Raw genomic sequence first — 16659 nt, forward strand, 5'->3', positions numbered from 1 at the left:
CTGTACCGGATCGTTGGCTGTTCGGAGCAGGGAAGGCATGCAGAATCACTGGAACCTGGGGCGCTGGCTGGGCATTCCCGTCACGATGGACTGGACGGTGCTGCTGGCCTTTGCGTGGCTGTTCCTCATGCTGGGCGAGTTGCTTGCCGCGCTGGTGGGTGCGGTGGCGTTCGGCTGCCTGCTGGCGGCCCACGAGTTCGGCCACGTCGCCATGGCGCGCTGGCGCCGGGTGCCGGTCTACGGCATCAACTTCAACGGCCTGCACGGCGAAACCGCGCGTGGCCACGCGGCACGGCGCGGGGATGAAATCCTCGTCGCCTGGGGCGGGGTGCTGGCCCAGCTGCTGATCCTGGTCCTGGCGCTGGCGGCGAGCCAGGCCCTGGCGTTCTCGACGAATTCCTGGGTGTCGCGCATCGCCGGCCCCTGGCTGATGGTGTGGACGCGCTGGAACGTCTTCCTGATCATCGTTGCCCTGCTGCCGATCGGGCCGATGGATGGCCACGCGGCCTGGAAAGTCATCCCCTTCCTGCGCGAGAAACTGCGCCGCCGGCCACAACCCAAACCCGCTTCCACCGGCAAAGTGGTGGAGCTCGACGCCGCTCGACGCCGCGCCCTGGAAGCCGAGTCCGCCAAGGCTGCGGACGAGATCATCAACCGCCTGAAGAAGAAGTAGGGCCGGGCAAACGAAAAGGGGCGCGGAATCCGCGCCCCTTTCCTGTTGCTGCGTTTCCGCGTCAGCGCGTGCCGGGCACCGGCAGCGAGGGGCCGCGGGAGGGAACGACAACGGTGTTCCCGCTGGGCAGCTGCGGTGCCTGGCGCTGCGTCTGCGGGTTCATCGGGCGGACTTCGCCCAGAGCGGGCATCTGGCGCTGCATCAGGCTCATGTGCATTTCCTTGTGTTGGCTTCGACCCCAATGTGCGCCCTTGCGCACAAGCTGTCTGTAGAGAAAGTCTCACGTCGCTGGCATGGAAAATTCGATTGCCGACGAGAGGTGGAGAAAGAGGGGATGAACTGCAGCGCGCCACCGGTCGGCCGGCTAGACCGTCCCGGCTTCCGCCGGCGCCTTGAACTGGTCCTTCCAGCTGCGCAGGGCGGTGAACACCGCCACGCTGTCGGGCAGGCGGCCGCCGGACCACTGGCGCGCAGATTGCGCCACGGCCGGCACCTCGGTGCGCAGGAAGGGGTTGATCTGCTTCTCCAGCGCCAGCGTCGTCGGCAGGCTGGGCTCGCGGTTGCCGCGCAGGGCGCGCACGCGCATCAGCTGGTTGGCGATGGCGCCGTTCTCGGGCTCCACCACGCGGGCGAAGGCGAGGTTGCTCAGGGTGTATTCGTGGGTGCAGTACACCAGGGTCTCGGGCGGCAGCGCGGTCAGGCGCGACAGCGAGGAATGCATCTGCGAGGGCGTGCCCTCGAACAGGCGGCCGCAGCCGGCCGAGAACAGGGTGTCGCCGCAGAGCAGCACGCCTGGGGCGTAGTAGACGATGTGGCCCAGGGTATGGCCGGGCACGGCGATGACCTGGAAGCTGTGGCCCAGCAGGTTCACCCGGTCGCCTTCCTTCAGCAGCTGGGTCAGGCCGGGGATCTTCTTTTCCTCGGCGGCCGGGCCGTAGACCGGTATGCCCTTGAATTGCCGGCAGAGTTCGGCGATGCCGCCGATATGGTCCGGGTGCCAGTGGGTGATGGCGATGGCTTCCAGCGTCAGCTGGCGCTCCTGCAGCTCGCGCAGGACCGGGGCCGGGTCGCCGGGATCGACCACGACCGCGCGCGAACCCTCCACCAGGGTCCAGAGGTAGTTGTCCTGAAAAGCCGGAATCGGGATGATCTGCATGGCGTATGATCTTGGTGCCTCACCCCCGTCTGGTCAAACCATGTCCCCGACAAGAGCCGATCTTTCCGGACTGCCCCTGACCCGCCACACGCTGGACCTGTGGCTGCGCTCGCCGCGCGGCCGCCGCCTGCTGGCGCTGGAGGAGAACGAAGTCCGTCGCGTCCTGCCCGAGGTATTCGGCCGCCATGTGCTGCAGATCGGCAGCTGGGGTGTCGACAACCAGCTGATCGCCTGCGCCGAGACCCTGCACAAGGCTGTACTGGGTACCGTCAGCGGCGAGCCCTCGGCCGCGCTGATCGATCCCGAGCAGCTGCCCCTGATGAGCAAGAGCGTGGATGCGGTGCTGCTGCCGCATACGCTGGAGTTCAGCCGCTCGCCGCACAATGTGCTGCGCGAGGTCAACCGCGTGCTCAACGACCGCGGCCGCCTGTTCGTGATGGGCTTCAGCCCCTTCAGCGCCTGGTCTCTGCGCGGCCTGCTGGGCCTGCGCTACCGTGCCTTTCCGGCCGGCGCGCGCTACCACGGCGTCGGCCGCATCTGCGACTGGCTGGAACTGCTGGACTTCGAGGTGACCGAGATCCGCCGCTTCGGCATCGGTTTTCCGTGGATGGCGCCGCGCACCGCCGGCGGTCCCTGGAGCGTCGGCGCGCTGCTGTCGCCGCTGTCGGAGGCCTACCTGCTGGTGGCGCGGAAGCGCGTGATCCCGGTCAATTTCATCGGCCGCACGCAACGCGCGCAGGTCAGGACACTGGTCGGGGTGACCGCTCCCGCGGCACAATCCACGTCCTCATTGGAAAAACACCCGACGTGAAGCAAATCGTGATTTACACCGACGGCGCCTGCAAGGGTAATCCCGGGCCCGGCGGCTGGGGTGCCCTGCTCGAATACAACGGCACCCGCAAGACACTCAAGGGCGGCGAAGCCCTGACCACCAACAACCGCATGGAGCTGATGGCGGCGATCAGCGCCCTGGAAGCCCTGCTCGAGCCCTGCTCGGCACAGCTCTATACCGACTCGGTCTACGTGCGCTCCGGCCTGCTGGAATGGCTGCCGGGCTGGAAGAAGCGCGGCTGGAAGACCGCCGACAAGAAGCCGGTGAAGAACCAGGACCTGTGGCAGCGCCTGGACGAAGCCGCGGCGCGGCACAAGGTCGAGTGGCACTGGGTCAAGGGGCACAGCGGCCATCCGGGCAACGAAGCGGCGGACCGGCTGGCGAACGAGGGCATCAACGAGCTGCTGGCGCAGAAGGGTGCCGCGGCATGAGCGCCGTGATGACGCGCCAGGTCATCCTCGACACCGAAACCACGGGCCTGGAGGCCAGCCAGGGCCATCGCGTCATCGAGGTCGGCTGCATCGAGCTGGTCAATCGCCGTTATACCAACAACAACTTCTGGCGCTACGTCAATCCGGATCGCGAGATCGACCGCGGCGCGATCGAGGTCCACGGCATCACCAACGAGTTCCTCGCCGACAAGCCGAAGTTCTTCGAGATGGCGCAGGAGCTGTGGGACTACCTGGAAGGCGCGGAACTGATCATCCACAACGCCGCCTTCGACATCGGCTTCCTCAACGCCGAGTTCGGCCGCCTGGGCTTCACCCGCCGCGTCGAGGACGTCTGCACGGTGACCGACACGGTGGCGATGGCGCGCAGGATGCACCCCGGCCAGCGCGTCAGCCTGGACGCCCTGTGCAAGCGCTACGAGGTGGACAACTCCGGCCGCGACCTGCACGGCGCCTTGCTCGACGCACGGCTGCTGGCCGACGTCTACCTGTCGATGACCGGCGGCCAGAACCGCCTGATGCTGGACAGCGGCGAAAGCGGCGGTGTCTCGCGCTCGCGCTTCGTCGAGCTGCTCGGCGCCAGCGCGGCGCCGCTGCCGGTACTACAGCCCAGTACCGATGAGCTCGAGGTGCATGTTGCCAAGCTCAAGAAGCTGGCGGACAAGGGCAAATGCCTCTGGGTTGGCGAGATTCCTGCGGCGTCCTGAAGGGTGGTCAGCCGGTCAGCCACCGCGCATCCAGCATCACCGGGCGCCAGCTCCAGCCGGCACCGGTGACCAGCTGCACCAGCGGCGCACGCATTTCCTCGATGTCGAAGCGGTAGACGTAGGCCGGGTCATGACTGATCCGGCCGTCGCGCAGCTGCAGGCCCAGCACGCCCTCCACCTGGCGCTCGAAGAAGGTGATACCCCAGCTGGCGCGGTAGCGCAGGTCGGCACCACCGTGCCCGGCCGAGGCGTCGAAGGCGGCCTGGAACTCGCGAACCCGTACCTCGGCGTGGTCCTCGTCCAGGCGCAGGCGGAAGCGCACCAGGCGGCGCATGTGGCGCGCGCGCATCAGGTCCAGCCAGGTCGCGTCGGCATAGCGCCATTCCGCCACCAGCTCCTCCGGGCTGTCGCCGGGCAGCAGCGTGAAAGGGATGTCTTCCTTCGCCAGCCGCAGCAGGCGGTCGCGCAGCGTGGTGAGCGGCAGCACCGTCGCCTCCGGCTGTGCGGGGTGGGCGGCGGCCCAGGCCGAGAGCCGGAAGAACACCCAGGACACGAACAGGGTATAGACCAGCAGGCCGGCCAGCAGCGGCGCCATCGGCAGTTCCGGGATCGGCTCGGGCAGTGGCTGCGGCGGCAGGGGGGCGGGCGGCGGCATGTCGCGCGCCCGCAGGCGCTGCTCGATGCCGGCACTGTCGATCGCGGTGATGCGCAGCAGTTGCGCGCCGTCGACGCTGTGGAATGTGCTGTAGCCCGGTTCCTGCGTCAGCACGCCGTTGTGTCCAGCCAGCGAGGCCAGCGGCGGCGGCTGGTTCTGGTATTCGGCCAGGAAGCGCATCCGTGCCTCGGCGTCGCCGTCGTAGACGATCTCGATCAGCTGGCTGCCGTCGCGGTACACCGACAGGGTGGCGCGGCGGGCATTCAGGATGCCGGCGGTGAGGTCGGTCGTCTGCAGCGGCGTTTCCACCGCCCCGGACGCGCCGGTTGCGGCCGCAGCGGGGAAGGATGGGGCAGGGGCATCCGCCCGCAGCATCCGTTCCGGCATGAAGCCGAATGCCAGGAAATGCGGCAATACCACCAGGCCGAAGAAAACGCCGAAGAACACCATGCCGCGCGGGTCCGGCATCATCGCCAGCAGCCCGGCCATCACCAGGCCGCCGGTCAGCGCCAGGCCTGCCATCGCCAGCACCGCCGTATGCCCGACGCTGCCGGTCCGCCACCAGGCCGCCGCCAGCACGGCCAGGCCTGCCAGCAGGTACAGGGCGACGATGCTGCGTGCGACCGGCCGCATCCGAGACTGCATGTTGACCCCCGGGACGTGGATCGATTGTATCCGGACCATAGGAAAGAACGCCTCGTCTATGGCATAAGGGTTGCCATAACGACAATACGGGGAACCTGCGAATGCAGTCCTGGGCTGAAATCCTGGCGGATGTGCAGAGCAACTGGCTGATCTACGTCTCCATGCCCTTCGTGGCGTCGGCCATCGGCTACGTCACCAAGCTGGTGGCGATCCGCATGATGTTCGAGCCGATCGAGTTCATCGGCATCAAGGCGCCGTACCTGGGCTGGCAGGGCATCGTGCCGCGCAAGGCCGCGATCATGGCCAGCATCGCCTGCGACACCATGACCCAGCGCCTGCTCAAGCCGCAGGACATCTTCGGCCGCCTGGACCCCGACCAGATCGCGCGCGAGATCGAGGCGCCGCTGCTGGCCGCCGTCGAGAAGATCACCCACGAGGTCGCTTCGCACTACTCGCCGGGACTGTGGGAAGCGGCGCCGGACTCCGTGCGCCAGGCCATCGTCCGCCGCATCCAGGCGGAGGCGCCCAACATCGTGCGCCAGATGATGGTGGACCTGAAGGCGAACATCGACGACATGTTCGACCTGACGGACATGGTGGTCAGGGCATTGCTGCGCGACAAGCGACTGCTCAACCGCATCTTCCAGGAGGCCGGTCACGAGGAGTTCCGCTTCATCGCGCACTCCGGCATCTACTTCGGCTTCATCATCGGCTGCGTGCAGGCCGTGACCTGGGCGCTGACGCACAGCCCCTGGGTGATGCCGCTGTTCGGCGGCTTCACCGGCTGGTTCACCGACTGGCTGGCCCTGAAGATGATCTTCTATCCGAAGAAAAAGACGCGTTACCTGGGTCTGTTCACCTGGCAGGGCCTGTTCCTCAAGCGCCGCAAGGAAGTGGCCGCCGAGTACGGTGCGCTGATCGCCAGCGAAGTGGTGACGCCGCGCAACGTGCTGGAGGCGGTGCTGCGCGGCCCGTTCTCCGACCGCCTGTTCCACATGGTGCAGAAGCAGGTGCAGAAATCCATCGACGAGCAGGCCGGTATCGTGCGGCGTGTCGTCATGTTTGCGGTGGGCAGTCGCCAGTACCGCGACATGAAGCAGATGGTGGCCGACAAGATCGTCGAGACGCTGCCGGAGACCCTTCGCCACATGGAAGGCTACGTCGGCGATGCCATGGACCTGCGCACCACGCTGACCCACAAGATGCAGGAACTCACCGAGGACGAGTTCGAGGCGCTGCTGCGCCCGGCCTTCCAGCAGGACGAGTGGATCCTGATCACCGTGGGCGCGGTGCTCGGCTTCCTGGTCGGCGAGATGCAGGTGCAGATCATGCTGCACATGGGCTCCATTCCTGCGCACTGAAGTGCGCTGGCATGGAGCCCATGTGCAGCAGATAGTAGTTTGTAGATAGTAGAAGCAGCGCCGCTTTTACTATCTACCAACTACTTATCTACTGTCTGCTTTCGGGGCCGAAGGGCCCGAAAGCTTGGGCTGCATGCTAACCCCGCCGCAGGCGCGCCAAAGCTGCTGGCCGGTCACGCTCAGGCGCAGCGTCTCTCTCGTGATCTTGGCTCGCTGGCGCGGCCTGGACTCGATGCTGGCGATGGTCTGGCGCATTTCGCTGCTGTTTTCCAGCAGCTGGTACTGCACCAGCAGCTGCGGGTCCTCGGGGCCGAACTCGATCAGGCCCAGGCGCTTCAGGCGGCCGATGTAGTAGTGCCCGGACTCGTGCAGCGAGGCGCCCGCGTTCTTGGCCACGGCATTGACGTTTTCCATCATCAGCGTGCGCGACTGCGCCGAGCCCAGCAGTGTGCCGCTGTGCAGCTGGACCAGGGCGTGGCGCGCACCGTCGGACAGGAAGGAGATGATGCGCGCCTCGTCCGGCACCAGCTCGCGCAGGATCGCCGCGAACAGGTAGTCGTAGGCCTGCGGCTTGGACTGGTCCACGGCCTGCTGCAGCAGGTCGGCGAACATGCGCGAGGGCGGCTGCGGCAGCGGCAGCATGTAGGTGCGCTCGACCTTGGGCTTGCGCGGCGCCTTGGCGCCGTTGCCGGCGGCGGCGCCTTCGCCGGCTGCAGATTCGTCCTCCGCGGCGCGCTCCATGCGGTCCTTCAGCGTCGCGAACAGGGCCTTTTCGGCCTTGCGCAGCTGTTCCTGCGCGATGTCGGCGCCGGGCAGGCGGCTGAGGAAGCTGGCGGCAAAGCGACCGGCCCGCCGGGCGTTGGCGACAGCACCATCGTTGATGGCGAGGCCACGGCCGGCGCTGCTGTCATCCTGTTTCGGATCGTTGGGGTTCACTCGAAACCTCTCGCGGGTATAACAGCTAGTTTCCGGCGGAAGCATACGTCAGATGAATGGCCCTGCGGCCGTGCCCCCAGGGCCTGTCACCCATTCCCTCGGTGTCGAACCTCGACACCTAAGGCTTGCGGGCCAGCGCGGTGACGACCTCGAAGTAGGGCGGGCGGCTCTCGCGCGAGCTGATCCGGCAGTTTTCCACCCGGAAGCCGGCGCCTTCCAGCATGCGCTGCAGCTTGGTCGGTTGCAGGCCGAGGTTGACGTGGTCGTAGGCGTGCATCGCCGCCTCGTGGCGGTGGGCGTTCAAGGCGGCCACCACCAGGCGTCCGCCGGGGCGCAGCAGGCGAAAGCCCTCGGCCAGCAGCTTCTCCGGCGTGCGCGTATAGGCCAGTGCATGCATCGCGAAGACATGGTCGGCGCTGGCGTCCGGCAAGGGGGTGGCGTGCATGTCCGCTTCGTGGAAGCGCACGTTGCGGTAGGGTGCCAGGCGCTTGCGCGCGGCGGCGATCACGGTAGGGCTGATGTCCACGCAGGCGATGCTGCGGGCGCGCTCCGCGATCAGCTCGGCCAGCACGCCGTCGCCGCAGGCGATGTCCACCACGTCGCCCAGGTCGAGCAGGCCGATCAGCGCCCGTGCCGTGGCCTCCCAGGTGCGTCCCGGGGAATAGTGAAGTTCCATGCGCCCGGCGACCGACTCGGCCCAGGTCTGGCCGGGCGTGCGGCTGCGCAGGACTTCCTTGGCGCGCTCGTGGTCCACGCGCAGCTGCCCATCATCCAGCCGGCTACGCAGCAGTTCCCACAGCTCGCCCACGGCCCCGGAGACGCCGTTGGCGGAATAGAGCGCGGAACTGCCGCTGCGCTTGTCCTGCACCAGGCCGGCGCGCTTGAGGCGCGCCAGGTGGGTGGAGACGCGGCTCTGCGCCAGACCGGTGATGCCGGTCAGCTCGGCCACGCTCAGTTCGTGGGTTTCCAGCAGCAGCAGCAGGCGCAGGCGGCTGGCGTCGGCCAGCAGGCTGCAGAGCTCGGTGCTTTGTTCCAGGGATAGGGTCATGCGGATAGGCGGATATCCACGCCATTAGACGTGAGGCGCGCCGACAAAAAAAGGCCCGCCGGCAGAACCGGCGGGCCTTTTCGTACTTTCGCTCAGGGCAGCAGGCTGGCCTGGGTCGGCTGCTGCGGCTCGGCGGCGGCCGGCTCCGCGGCGGTTACCGGAGCGGCGGCGGCCGGCGGCGGCACGGAGGCCTCCTTCTTGCCCTGCGAGGTGGCCAGGAAGGCGCGCGACAGCGGCGACGGCGTGATCGCCTGCTGCACCGCGTTCACGACCTTGTCGGTGGCCTCGCTGATCCGGGCCTTGGCCTTGGCGACCGCGCCCTGGGGTGCGGCGGCGGCTGGCTTGGCGGCCGCTGCAGGAGCGGGCTTGGCTGCCGGCTTGGGCAGCGGCGCCTTGGCGACGACCTTCTCGACCGCGGCCTTCACCTTGGCGACGTCCTTCTTCACCGTCGCCTTGGCGGCAGCCACGTCCTTCCTGACCGCGGTCTGGACCTTGGCGACCTGCTGCTTGACGGCGGCCTGGGCCTTCTTGGCCTGGGCCACCGGCTTCTTGGCCGCAGCCTTGGCCTGGGCCACCGGCTGCCTGGTGGCCTTCTTGGCGGCGGCCTTGACCTGGGCGACCGGCTTCTTGATCGCCTTCTTGGCCTTGGCAACCGTCTTCTTGGCGCTGCTCTTGGCCTGGGCGACGGTCTTCTTCGCGCTGGTCCTGGCCTTGGCCACGGTCTTCTTGGCGCTGCTCTGGGCTTTCTTGGCCTGGGCCTTGACCTGGGTCACCGTCTTCTTGGCTTGCGCCTTGACCTTGGAAACAGGCTTTTTCGCGGGCTTGCCGCTGGATTTGCTCGGCTTCTTCATAAGTTCAACAAGCTCCAAACGTATGGCGGCCACGGAAGGCCAGGGACTCATGGGCGGTCGAGGCGACACGCCGGATCATCATCCTGCAGCGACTCCACGCTGCGAGGCGACATTCTTTTGCCTTTGGCGCCCCGAACGGGCCGACACCAGGCGAATCCAGTCTGGAGTGAAAATGTCCGATTTTCGCCGGTCGCTTGTTGCGGCCAGCGGCTGGAAACTTTCTACAGGAATAACAAGCCCTTGTATGGGCTCTGGGCCAAGGCTGCGCCGGCTGTTCTTGGTGCCGGTCATCCCGCCTGGCTCGCCGCTTTCCTGCAGCGTTCCAACTCCCCTTGACATTTCCCCTGCAAGCTTTTCCTGAGTGTAGGGTCTGTGATGAATCAGTGTCAAAAATTTTTCAGCTACGCAGGTTTAGGCCTTGCCGGCCATAGGGTGGGAGGCGGGTTTTTCGGTTGTCGCAGGGGGGGGCGGTCGCTATGATTGCCGCCTCTTCATTCCGGCTGCGGCCCTTCTGCGCCGCGCAATTCCACGTTTTCTTTCTCCCAAGAGGTGACCATGTACCAGGGGCAATCCATCCGGGTCGCGAAGCTCGACGGCGGTATCGCCGAGCTGTGCTTCGACCGTCAGAACGACGCCATCAACAAGTTTGATGCCGCCACCGTCAAGGAACTCGGCGAGGCCGCCGCCGCGTTGGCCAAGGCCGGCGACATCAAGGGCCTGGTCGTCACCAGCGGCAAGGACGTCTTCATCGTCGGCGCCGACATCACCGAGTTCGGCGAGAACTTCGGCCGCTCCGAAGAGGAGATCGCCGCCTGGGCCTTCGAGGCCAACAAGATCTTCTCGGCGATCGAGGACCTGCCGTTCCCGTCGGTGACGGCGATCAACGGCATTGCGCTCGGCGGCGGCCTGGAAATGGCCCTCTCCACCGACTACCGCGTGATGAGCACGACCGCTCAGATCGGCCTGCCGGAAGTGAAGCTGGGCATCATCCCCGGCTTTGGCGGCACGGTGCGCCTGCCGCGCCTGGTCGGCGCCGACAACGCCATCGAGTGGATCGCCGGCGGCGAGCAGCAGAAGCCCGACGCGGCGCTGAAGATCCATGCCGTCGACGCCGTCGTCGCCCCGGACAAGCTCAAGGCCTCCGCGCTGAAGCTGCTGGACCAGGCCATCGCCGGCAAGTACGACTGGAAGGCGCGCCGCGCCCAGAAGACCGGCCCGCTGAAGCTGGACATGATGGAATCCATGATGGTCTTCGAGACCGCCAAGGGCTTCGTCGCGGGCAAGGCCGGCAAGAACTACCCGGCCCCGCTGACCGCCGTCAGCGTGATCCAGAAGGGCGCCGGCAAGAGCCGTGACGAAGCCCTGAAGTTCGAAGGCCAGGGCATCGCCAAGCTGGCCAAGACCACGGCTGCCGATGCGCTGATCGGCCTGTTCCTCAACGACCAGCTGCTGAAGAAGAAGGCCAAGGCCGCCGGCAAGATCGCCCGACCGGTGAAGCAGGCCGCCGTGCTCGGCGCTGGCATCATGGGCGGCGGCATCGCCTACCAGAGCGCCTCCCGGGGCACGCCGATCATCATGAAGGACATCGCCGACAAGGCGCTGGACCTGGGCATGAACGAGGCCAACAAGCTGGTCTCCAAGCAGGTCGGCAAGAAGCTGACGCCGGAGAAGGCCGGCGAGATCCTCGGCTCGATCCGCCCGACGCTGAACTACGGCGACTTCCAGACCGTCGACATCGTCGTCGAGGCGGTGGTCGAGAATCCGAAGGTCAAGAAGTCGGTGCTGGCCGATGTCGAGGCCCAGGTGAAGCCGGGCACGATCATCGCCTCGAACACCTCGTCGATCTCGATCGAGGAGCTGTCCACCGCGCTGAAGCACCCCGAGAACTTCCTCGGCATGCACTTCTTCAACCCGGTGCACCGCATGCCGCTGGTGGAAGTGATCTACGCCAGCAAGACCTCGAAGGAAGCGATCGCCACCACCGTGGCCTACGCCAGCGCGATGGGCAAGACCGCGATCGTGGTCAAGAACTGCCCCGGTTTCCTGGTCAACCGCATCCTGTTCCCGTATTTCGGCGGCTGGTCCATGCTGCTGCGTGACGGCGGCGATTACCAGCAGATCGACAAGGTCATGGAAGGCTTCGGCTGGCCGATGGGCCCGTCCTACCTGCAGGACGTGGTCGGCATCGACACCTCGCACCACGTCGGCGACGTGCTGGCCGAGGGCTACCCGGACCGCATGTCCAACAAGGAATTCAAGTCCGCGCTGGACGTGATGTACGAGAACAAGCGCTACGGCCAGAAGAACGGCATCGGCTTCTTCAAGTACGAAACCGATCCCAAGGGTAAGCCGGTCAAGAAGGTCGATCCGGAAACCGAGCAGCTGATCGCTTCGGTGCAGGCCGCGCCCAAGAAGGAGTTCGCGGAAGCGGAGATCGTCGATCGCCTGATGCTGCCGATGATCATCGAGACCGTGCGCTGCCTGGACGAAGGCATCGTCGAGACCCCGACCGAGGCCGACATGGGCCTGATCCTGGGCATCGGCTTCCCGCCGTTCCGCGGCGGCGCCCTCAAGTACGCCGATACCATCGGCATGAAGACCATCCTCGAGAAGGCGGCCCAGTACGCCCACCTCGGCAAGCTCTACGAGCCCACCGAGTCGATGAAGAAGATGGCCGCCGAAGGCAAGACTTACTTCCCCAAGTAAGTCGCGCACCTAGATTCTGGAGATTTCGAAATGACGACTGAAGTAGTGATTGTCGACGCGATCCGCACCCCCATGGGTCGTTCGCGCGGTGGCGTGTTCCGCAATGTGCGCGCCGAGAAGCTGTCGGCCGACCTGATGCAGGCGATCCTCGCCCGCAACCCGGCGGTCAACCCCAAGGAAGTGGAGGACGTGATCTGGGGCTGCGTGATCCAGACCCTGGAGCAGGGCTTCAACATCGCCCGCAACGCGCTGCTGCTCGCCGGCCTGCCCAAGGAAGTGTCGGGCCAGACCGTGAACCGCCTCTGTGGCTCGTCGATGACGGCGATCCACACGGCCGTGGGCAACATCATGTCCGGCATGGGCGACACCTACATCTGCGGCGGCGTCGAGCACATGGGCCACGTGCCCATGACGCACGGCTTCGACGGCGACCCGGAGCTGTCGGTCAACACCGCCAAGGCTTCGGCGATGATGGGCCTGACCGCGGAAATGCTGACGCAGACCCACCAGATCAACCGCCAGCAGCAGGACGAGTTCGCGCTCGCCTCGCACCAGAAGGCCTATGCGGCCTACAAGAACGGCGAGTACAAGAACCAGATCGTGGCCGTCCAGGGGCATGACGCCGATGGCGCGCCGCTGCTGGTGGACTACGATGAAGTGGTCCGCACCGATGCCAACATCGGCGACCTGGGCAAGCTCAAGCCGGCCTTCAACCCCAAGGGCAGCGTCACCGCCGGCAACAGCTCGGCGATCTCCGATGGTGCCTCCTGCGTGCTGGTGATGTCCGCCGACAAGGCCAAGGCCCTGGGCCTGAAGCCGCTGGCGAAGATCCGCGGCATGGCCTCGGCCGGCTGCAACGCCGCGATCATGGGTATCGGCCCGGTGCCGGCGACCAAGAAGGCGCTGGAGCGCGCTGGACTGTCGATCACCGACATCGACTACTTCGAGCTCAACGAAGCCTTCGCCGCCCAGTCGCTGGCGGTGATGAAGGACCTCAAGATCGCCGACCGTGGTGACCGCATCAACATCAAGGGCGGCGCCATCGCCCTGGGCCACCCGCTGGGCTGCTCCGGCGCGCGCATCACCGGCGCCCTGGCGCATGTGCTGCGGGAGAAGAACGCGCAGTTCGGCGTCGCCACGATGTGCATCGGCATGGGCCAGGGTGTGGCCACGGTGCTGGAACGCGTCTAGGCGATCCGCAGCGGCAAGCAGGACGGAAAGGCCGGGGAAACCCGGCCTTTTTTCATGTGCGGCGCCACGCTGCTATGGTGGTGAAAATCATTCGAGGAGTCGCCCGATGAAGCTGCGATACATGATGCTGCTGGTGGGGGGATTGGCAGGCTGCGGCGGCAATGCCCAGCTGCCGCTGTCCGACGGCACCGGCCCGAATCCGAAGTTGCCGGCACCCGAGAAGTCGCTGCTGCCGGTACTGAACATCGCTCCGGCGCAGGGCTGGCCGGCGGGCGGCAGGCCGACGCCCGCGGCGGGCCTGCAGGTGCAGGCCTTCGCCGATGGTCTGGATCATCCGCGCTGGCTCTACGTCCTGCCCGATGGCGATGTGCTGGTGGCGGAGACCAATGCGCCGGCCAATCCTCCGCGCGGCCTGATCGGCCGTGTGGAGAAGCAGGTGATGAAGAAGGCCGGCGCCGGCGTGCCCAGCGCCAACCGCATCACGCGCCTGCGCGACAGCGACGGTGACGGCGTCGCCGACCAGCGCTCGGTGTTCCTCAAGGACCTGCATTCGCCCTTCGGCATGGCATTGGTGGGCAGCAACTTCTACGTCGCCAACACCGATGCGGTGCTGCGCTATCCCTACGCCGATGGCGCCATCGCCGGGCCCGGCGTGAAACTGGCCGATCTGCCGGCCGGGCCGATCAACCGCCACTGGACCAAGAGCCTGGTTGCCAATGCCGAGGGCACCAAGCTCTACGTCGGCGTCGGCGCCAACAGCAACGTCGGCGAGGCCGGGCTGGACGTGGAGGAGGGCCGCGCGCTGATCTGGGAGATCGACGTGGCCAGCGGCGACAAGCGCATCTATGCCTCCGGCCTGCGCAATCCCGTGGGCATGGCCTGGGCGCCCGGGAGCGGCGCCCTGTGGACGGCGGTGAACGAGCGCGACGAACTGGGCAGCGACCTGGTGCCCGACTACATGACCTCGGTGCGCGACGGCGGCTTCTACGGCTGGCCCTGGAGCTACTACGGCCCGCACGTCGACGAGCGCGTCAAGCCGCAGCAGCCGGAGCAGGTGGCCAAGGCCATCGCCCCCGACTACGCGCTGGGCCCGCACACGGCTTCGCTGGGCCTGGCTTCGTCCCAGGGCACGACGCTGCCGGCGCCCTATGCGGAGGGCATGTTCGTCGGCCAGCATGGTTCCTGGAACCGCAAGCCGCACAGCGGCTACAAGGTGATCTTCGTGCCTTTCTCCGGCGGCAAGCCCGCGGGGCAGCCGCTGGACGTGCTGACCGGCTTCCTCAGCGCGGACGGCAAGGCGCAGGGACGCCCGGTGGGCGTCGCACTGGACCACGGTGGCGCGCTACTGGTGGCAGACGACGTCGGCAATACGATCTGGCGCGTCAGCGCCGCCAAGCCCTGAGGCTGGAGATGACGATGGAAACCCCGCTGCACTGGTACGCACTGAGCGCCGTCGTGCTGTTCCTGAAGATGTTCGGAATTTCCCTGTACCAGGGCTACTGCCGCATCGGCCGGCAGCAGTTCAAGAACCCGGAGGACGCGGCCTTCGTGCACCGTGCGCCGGCGACCGAGGAACTGCCGCAGGTGCAGCGCGCCGCGCGTGCCTGGCTCAACGACGTGGAGAACATCCCGATCTTCCTGGCGCTGGGCATCGCCTATGTCCAGCTGGGATTGTCGGCTGCGGCGGCACCCTGGCTGTTCGGCCTGTTCACGCTGGCGCGCATCGCGCACACGCTGTGCTATCTCGCCGGCCTGCAGCCCTGGCGCACGGTCGCCTACTCGGTGGGCATCGGCAGCACGCTGTGGATGAGCGCGATGATTCTTGGGGCGGTGCTGTAGCGCCGTTCTAGCGCAGCGTCTGCTGGAAGAACGCCAGCTGGTCGGCGCAGGCGCGTTCGAAGCCGGCACCGACGTAGATGTCGAAGTGGCCGATGTCGTAGCGCTTCAGCACGGCCTTGCCGCCGAGCTTCTCGGCGGTCCTGATGGCGGCTTCCGCGGGCGCCACGGAGTCCTGCTTGCAGACGCAGATCAGCGTCGGGCAGGGCACGCGTCCGGCATGGCTGATCGGCCGGTAGGTGGCCAGCCACAGCGCCAGGCGCGCGCTCATCTGGTTGCGCCAGCCGGGCGGCGTGATCGCGCGGTAGCCGCTCTCGGAGTCCGCGGTGGACATCGCGGCAAACTGGCCCGGCGGTGCCACCAGCGGCACGTACAGCGGCGACAGGCCGAGCAGGCCGCGCAGCTGGTCGGTGATGCCCCAGGCCGACAGCTTCAGCACGCGGCCGATGCCGGCGTACTGCAGCATGTTCATGGTCGCCGCCAGGCCATCCATCATCGGCCCCTGCGCGGACACCGCGGCGACCTTGCCGTCGCGCGCCGCGGCGACGATGACATGGCCACCGGAGAACGAGGAGCCCCATAGCGCGATGCGCTCGCCGTCCACCTGCGGCAGGCCGCGGGCGTGGGCGATCGCCGCGGCCCAGTCGTCGAGCTGGCGGCCGACGGACAGCAGCTGCCGCGGCTCGCCGTCGCTGGCGCCGAAGTGACGGTAGTCGAACAGCAGCACGAAATAGCCCGCGGCGCAGAAGCGCCGGGCAAAGGGCTCCAGGCCGGCGTCGCGGGTGCCGCCCAGGCCATGGGCCATGACGATGCAGGGGCGCGGCGCCGTCGCCGTGCCGTCGGGAGTGAACAGCCAGGCGCGGCAGCGCGTACCGTGGCTGTCGAATTCGATGTCGTGGCGTTCCATCAGCGGGCGGAGCCCTTGAGCAGCAGCGGACCGCGGCGGATCAGCTCGGCGGCCGGTTTCTCCGGCTGCAGGCCCGCCAGGCCGTTGACGAACAGGCGCGTGGCGAACTCCGCGGCTTCCTTCGGGTCGGGGTTCTGGCGGTCGACCAGCATGCGTGACACCTCGTAGCCGGTGCCGAACATGATCGCGGTGAGGTAATCGACGTTGACGTCGGCCAGCAGGCCGCGCGCCACCGCGTCGGCCAAGTCGATCTTCAGCATGCGCATGGTGTGGCCGAAGACGTTGTCGGTGTAGTAGGCGCGGATCACCGGCTCGTTGCGGAACATCATCCGGTAGAACTCAGGGTGCGCGCAGACCTCTTCGAAAGTGGTGAGGTAGGCGCCGCGCAGGAACTGCTCCATGTCGTCGGCGGTGCGGCGCGCCTGGATCAGGCGGTCGGTCAGCTCGCCCAGGCGTTCCTCGACCAGGGAGCGCAGCAGCGACTCCTTGTCCGGGAAATAGTTGTAGAAGGTGCCCGAGGCCAGCGGCGTGGCGCGGATGACGTCGCGGATCGTCACCGCGTCGTAGCCCTGCTCGGCAAACAGGCGCCGCGCGCTGTCGAGGATGGTGGCACGGTTGGCCACCTTGTTCTGTTCACGCTTGCCGCTGGGCGTCTGCATTGACGGTGGCCGCTCGGTCAGTATGACGGATGCGTCACATTCCCTCC

General features: G+C 67.2%; 17 protein-coding genes. 9 read left to right on the forward strand and 8 right to left on the reverse strand.

The genetic code is table 11. The features are described 5' to 3' along the window. The first annotated feature begins 37 nt into the window (after positions 1 to 37). Positions 38 to 673 carry a hypothetical protein gene (locus tag D0B54_RS10605; RefSeq protein WP_117291300.1) on the forward strand — a complete coding sequence of 212 codons (636 nt, stop codon included), beginning with the start codon at positions 38 to 40 and terminating at the stop codon, positions 671 to 673. Positions 674 to 734: 61 nt separating this feature from the next. Here the strand turns inward: D0B54_RS10605 and D0B54_RS24255 are convergent, their stop codons facing one another. Both D0B54_RS24255 and gloB read right to left on the reverse strand, forming a co-directional pair. Continuing rightward, positions 735 to 884 carry a hypothetical protein gene (locus D0B54_RS24255; RefSeq protein ID WP_162932340.1) on the reverse strand — a complete coding sequence of 50 codons (150 nt, stop codon included), beginning with the start codon at positions 882 to 884 and terminating at the stop codon, positions 735 to 737. A 153-nt stretch (positions 885 to 1037) separates the two neighbouring features. After that, the gene (gloB, locus tag D0B54_RS10610) at positions 1038 to 1829 is read right to left on the reverse strand and encodes a hydroxyacylglutathione hydrolase (RefSeq protein WP_117291301.1); all 792 of its coding nucleotides are present in this window, start codon (positions 1827 to 1829) and stop codon (positions 1038 to 1040) included. A gap of 40 nt (positions 1830 to 1869) precedes the next feature. Between gloB and D0B54_RS10615 the strand changes: the two genes are divergently transcribed. Genes D0B54_RS10615 through dnaQ form a run of 3 tightly spaced genes read left to right on the forward strand, consistent with a single transcriptional unit; the run spans position 1870 to position 3817 of the window. Beyond that, complete coding sequence (locus D0B54_RS10615; protein ID WP_117291302.1) at positions 1870 to 2640, forward strand: class I SAM-dependent methyltransferase; 771 nt, start codon at positions 1870 to 1872, stop codon at positions 2638 to 2640. Next, positions 2637 to 3092: a ribonuclease HI gene (gene rnhA / locus D0B54_RS10620; protein ID WP_117291303.1), complete on the forward strand. Its 456-nt coding sequence runs from the start codon at positions 2637 to 2639 to the stop codon at positions 3090 to 3092. The genes D0B54_RS10615 and rnhA overlap by 4 nt, the downstream gene beginning before the upstream one ends. Beyond that, on the forward strand, positions 3089 to 3817 hold the full coding sequence (gene dnaQ, locus D0B54_RS10625; protein WP_240433595.1) for a DNA polymerase III subunit epsilon: 729 nt from the start codon (positions 3089 to 3091) through the stop codon (positions 3815 to 3817). Before rnhA ends, dnaQ begins: the two co-directional genes overlap by 4 nt. A gap of 7 nt (positions 3818 to 3824) precedes the next feature. On the opposite strand, the gene D0B54_RS10630 is transcribed toward dnaQ, so the two are convergent. Next, the gene (locus D0B54_RS10630) at positions 3825 to 5117 is read right to left on the reverse strand and encodes a hypothetical protein (RefSeq protein ID WP_162932341.1); all 1293 of its coding nucleotides are present in this window, start codon (positions 5115 to 5117) and stop codon (positions 3825 to 3827) included. A gap of 101 nt (positions 5118 to 5218) precedes the next feature. Between D0B54_RS10630 and D0B54_RS10635 the strand changes: the two genes are divergently transcribed. Next, positions 5219 to 6478, forward strand: a complete 1260-nt coding sequence (locus D0B54_RS10635; RefSeq protein ID WP_117291305.1) for a DUF445 domain-containing protein — start codon at positions 5219 to 5221, stop codon at positions 6476 to 6478. An 84-nt stretch (positions 6479 to 6562) separates the two neighbouring features. On the opposite strand, the gene D0B54_RS10640 is transcribed toward D0B54_RS10635, so the two are convergent. From D0B54_RS10640 to D0B54_RS10650, 3 genes are all read right to left on the reverse strand, one after another. Further along, positions 6563 to 7414, reverse strand: coding sequence for an Abi-alpha family protein (locus D0B54_RS10640; RefSeq protein WP_162932342.1), 852 nt, complete (start codon positions 7412 to 7414; stop codon positions 6563 to 6565). Positions 7415 to 7532: 118 nt separating this feature from the next. Further along, a complete protein-coding gene (locus D0B54_RS10645; protein WP_117291307.1) occupies positions 7533 to 8462 on the reverse strand; it encodes a metalloregulator ArsR/SmtB family transcription factor in 930 nt (309 codons plus the stop codon). 92 nt (positions 8463 to 8554) lie between these two features. Next, the gene (locus tag D0B54_RS10650) at positions 8555 to 9313 is read right to left on the reverse strand and encodes a histone (RefSeq protein WP_117291308.1); all 759 of its coding nucleotides are present in this window, start codon (positions 9311 to 9313) and stop codon (positions 8555 to 8557) included. A gap of 555 nt (positions 9314 to 9868) precedes the next feature. Here D0B54_RS10650 and fadB point away from each other — a divergent pair. The 4 genes from fadB to D0B54_RS10670 all read left to right on the forward strand — a co-directional run bounded on the left by fadB (position 9869) and on the right by D0B54_RS10670 (position 15049). Further along, positions 9869 to 12019, forward strand: a complete 2151-nt coding sequence (gene fadB, locus D0B54_RS10655) for a fatty acid oxidation complex subunit alpha FadB (RefSeq protein ID WP_117291309.1) — start codon at positions 9869 to 9871, stop codon at positions 12017 to 12019. A gap of 30 nt (positions 12020 to 12049) precedes the next feature. Beyond that, on the forward strand, positions 12050 to 13210 hold the full coding sequence (fadA, locus tag D0B54_RS10660) for an acetyl-CoA C-acyltransferase FadA (RefSeq protein WP_117291310.1): 1161 nt from the start codon (positions 12050 to 12052) through the stop codon (positions 13208 to 13210). Positions 13211 to 13316: 106 nt separating this feature from the next. After that, positions 13317 to 14612, forward strand: a complete 1296-nt coding sequence (locus tag D0B54_RS10665; RefSeq protein ID WP_117291311.1) for a PQQ-dependent sugar dehydrogenase — start codon at positions 13317 to 13319, stop codon at positions 14610 to 14612. Between the two features lie 14 nt (positions 14613 to 14626). After that, complete coding sequence (locus D0B54_RS10670) at positions 14627 to 15049, forward strand: MAPEG family protein (RefSeq protein ID WP_205527325.1); 423 nt, start codon at positions 14627 to 14629, stop codon at positions 15047 to 15049. Between the two features lie 7 nt (positions 15050 to 15056). On the opposite strand, the gene D0B54_RS10675 is transcribed toward D0B54_RS10670, so the two are convergent. Then, positions 15057 to 15953 carry an alpha/beta hydrolase gene (locus D0B54_RS10675; RefSeq protein WP_117291312.1) on the reverse strand — a complete coding sequence of 299 codons (897 nt, stop codon included), beginning with the start codon at positions 15951 to 15953 and terminating at the stop codon, positions 15057 to 15059. Beyond that, complete coding sequence (locus tag D0B54_RS10680; protein WP_117291313.1) at positions 15953 to 16612, reverse strand: TetR/AcrR family transcriptional regulator; 660 nt, start codon at positions 16610 to 16612, stop codon at positions 15953 to 15955. Before D0B54_RS10680 ends, D0B54_RS10675 begins: the two co-directional genes overlap by 1 nt. Positions 16613 to 16659 lie beyond the last annotated feature (47 nt).

Source organism: Solimonas sp. K1W22B-7, from assembly GCF_003428335.1.
Taxonomy (GTDB): domain Bacteria; phylum Pseudomonadota; class Gammaproteobacteria; order Nevskiales; family Nevskiaceae; genus Solimonas_A.

Bases quoted from the DNA above. Each gene is read 5' to 3' on its own strand.
- D0B54_RS10605 (WP_117291300.1), top strand. From the start codon at position 38: ATGCAGAATCACTGGAACCTGGGGCGCTGGCTGGGCATTCCCGTCACG.
- D0B54_RS24255 (WP_162932340.1), bottom strand. From the start codon at position 884: ATGAGCCTGATGCAGCGCCAGATGCCCGCTCTGGGCGAAGTCCGCCCG.
- gloB (WP_117291301.1), bottom strand. From the start codon at position 1,829: ATGCAGATCATCCCGATTCCGGCTTTTCAGGACAACTACCTCTGGACC.
- D0B54_RS10615 (WP_117291302.1), top strand. From the start codon at position 1,870: ATGTCCCCGACAAGAGCCGATCTTTCCGGACTGCCCCTGACCCGCCAC.
- dnaQ (WP_240433595.1), top strand. From the start codon at position 3,089: ATGAGCGCCGTGATGACGCGCCAGGTCATCCTCGACACCGAAACCACG.
- D0B54_RS10630 (WP_162932341.1), bottom strand. From the start codon at position 5,117: ATGCAGTCTCGGATGCGGCCGGTCGCACGCAGCATCGTCGCCCTGTAC.
- D0B54_RS10635 (WP_117291305.1), top strand. From the start codon at position 5,219: ATGCAGTCCTGGGCTGAAATCCTGGCGGATGTGCAGAGCAACTGGCTG.
- D0B54_RS10645 (WP_117291307.1), bottom strand. From the start codon at position 8,462: ATGACCCTATCCCTGGAACAAAGCACCGAGCTCTGCAGCCTGCTGGCC.
- D0B54_RS10650 (WP_117291308.1), bottom strand. From the start codon at position 9,313: ATGAAGAAGCCGAGCAAATCCAGCGGCAAGCCCGCGAAAAAGCCTGTT.
- fadB (WP_117291309.1), top strand. From the start codon at position 9,869: ATGTACCAGGGGCAATCCATCCGGGTCGCGAAGCTCGACGGCGGTATC.
- fadA (WP_117291310.1), top strand. From the start codon at position 12,050: ATGACGACTGAAGTAGTGATTGTCGACGCGATCCGCACCCCCATGGGT.
- D0B54_RS10665 (WP_117291311.1), top strand. From the start codon at position 13,317: ATGAAGCTGCGATACATGATGCTGCTGGTGGGGGGATTGGCAGGCTGC.
- D0B54_RS10670 (WP_205527325.1), top strand. From the start codon at position 14,627: ATGGAAACCCCGCTGCACTGGTACGCACTGAGCGCCGTCGTGCTGTTC.
- D0B54_RS10675 (WP_117291312.1), bottom strand. From the start codon at position 15,953: ATGGAACGCCACGACATCGAATTCGACAGCCACGGTACGCGCTGCCGC.
- D0B54_RS10680 (WP_117291313.1), bottom strand. From the start codon at position 16,612: ATGCAGACGCCCAGCGGCAAGCGTGAACAGAACAAGGTGGCCAACCGT.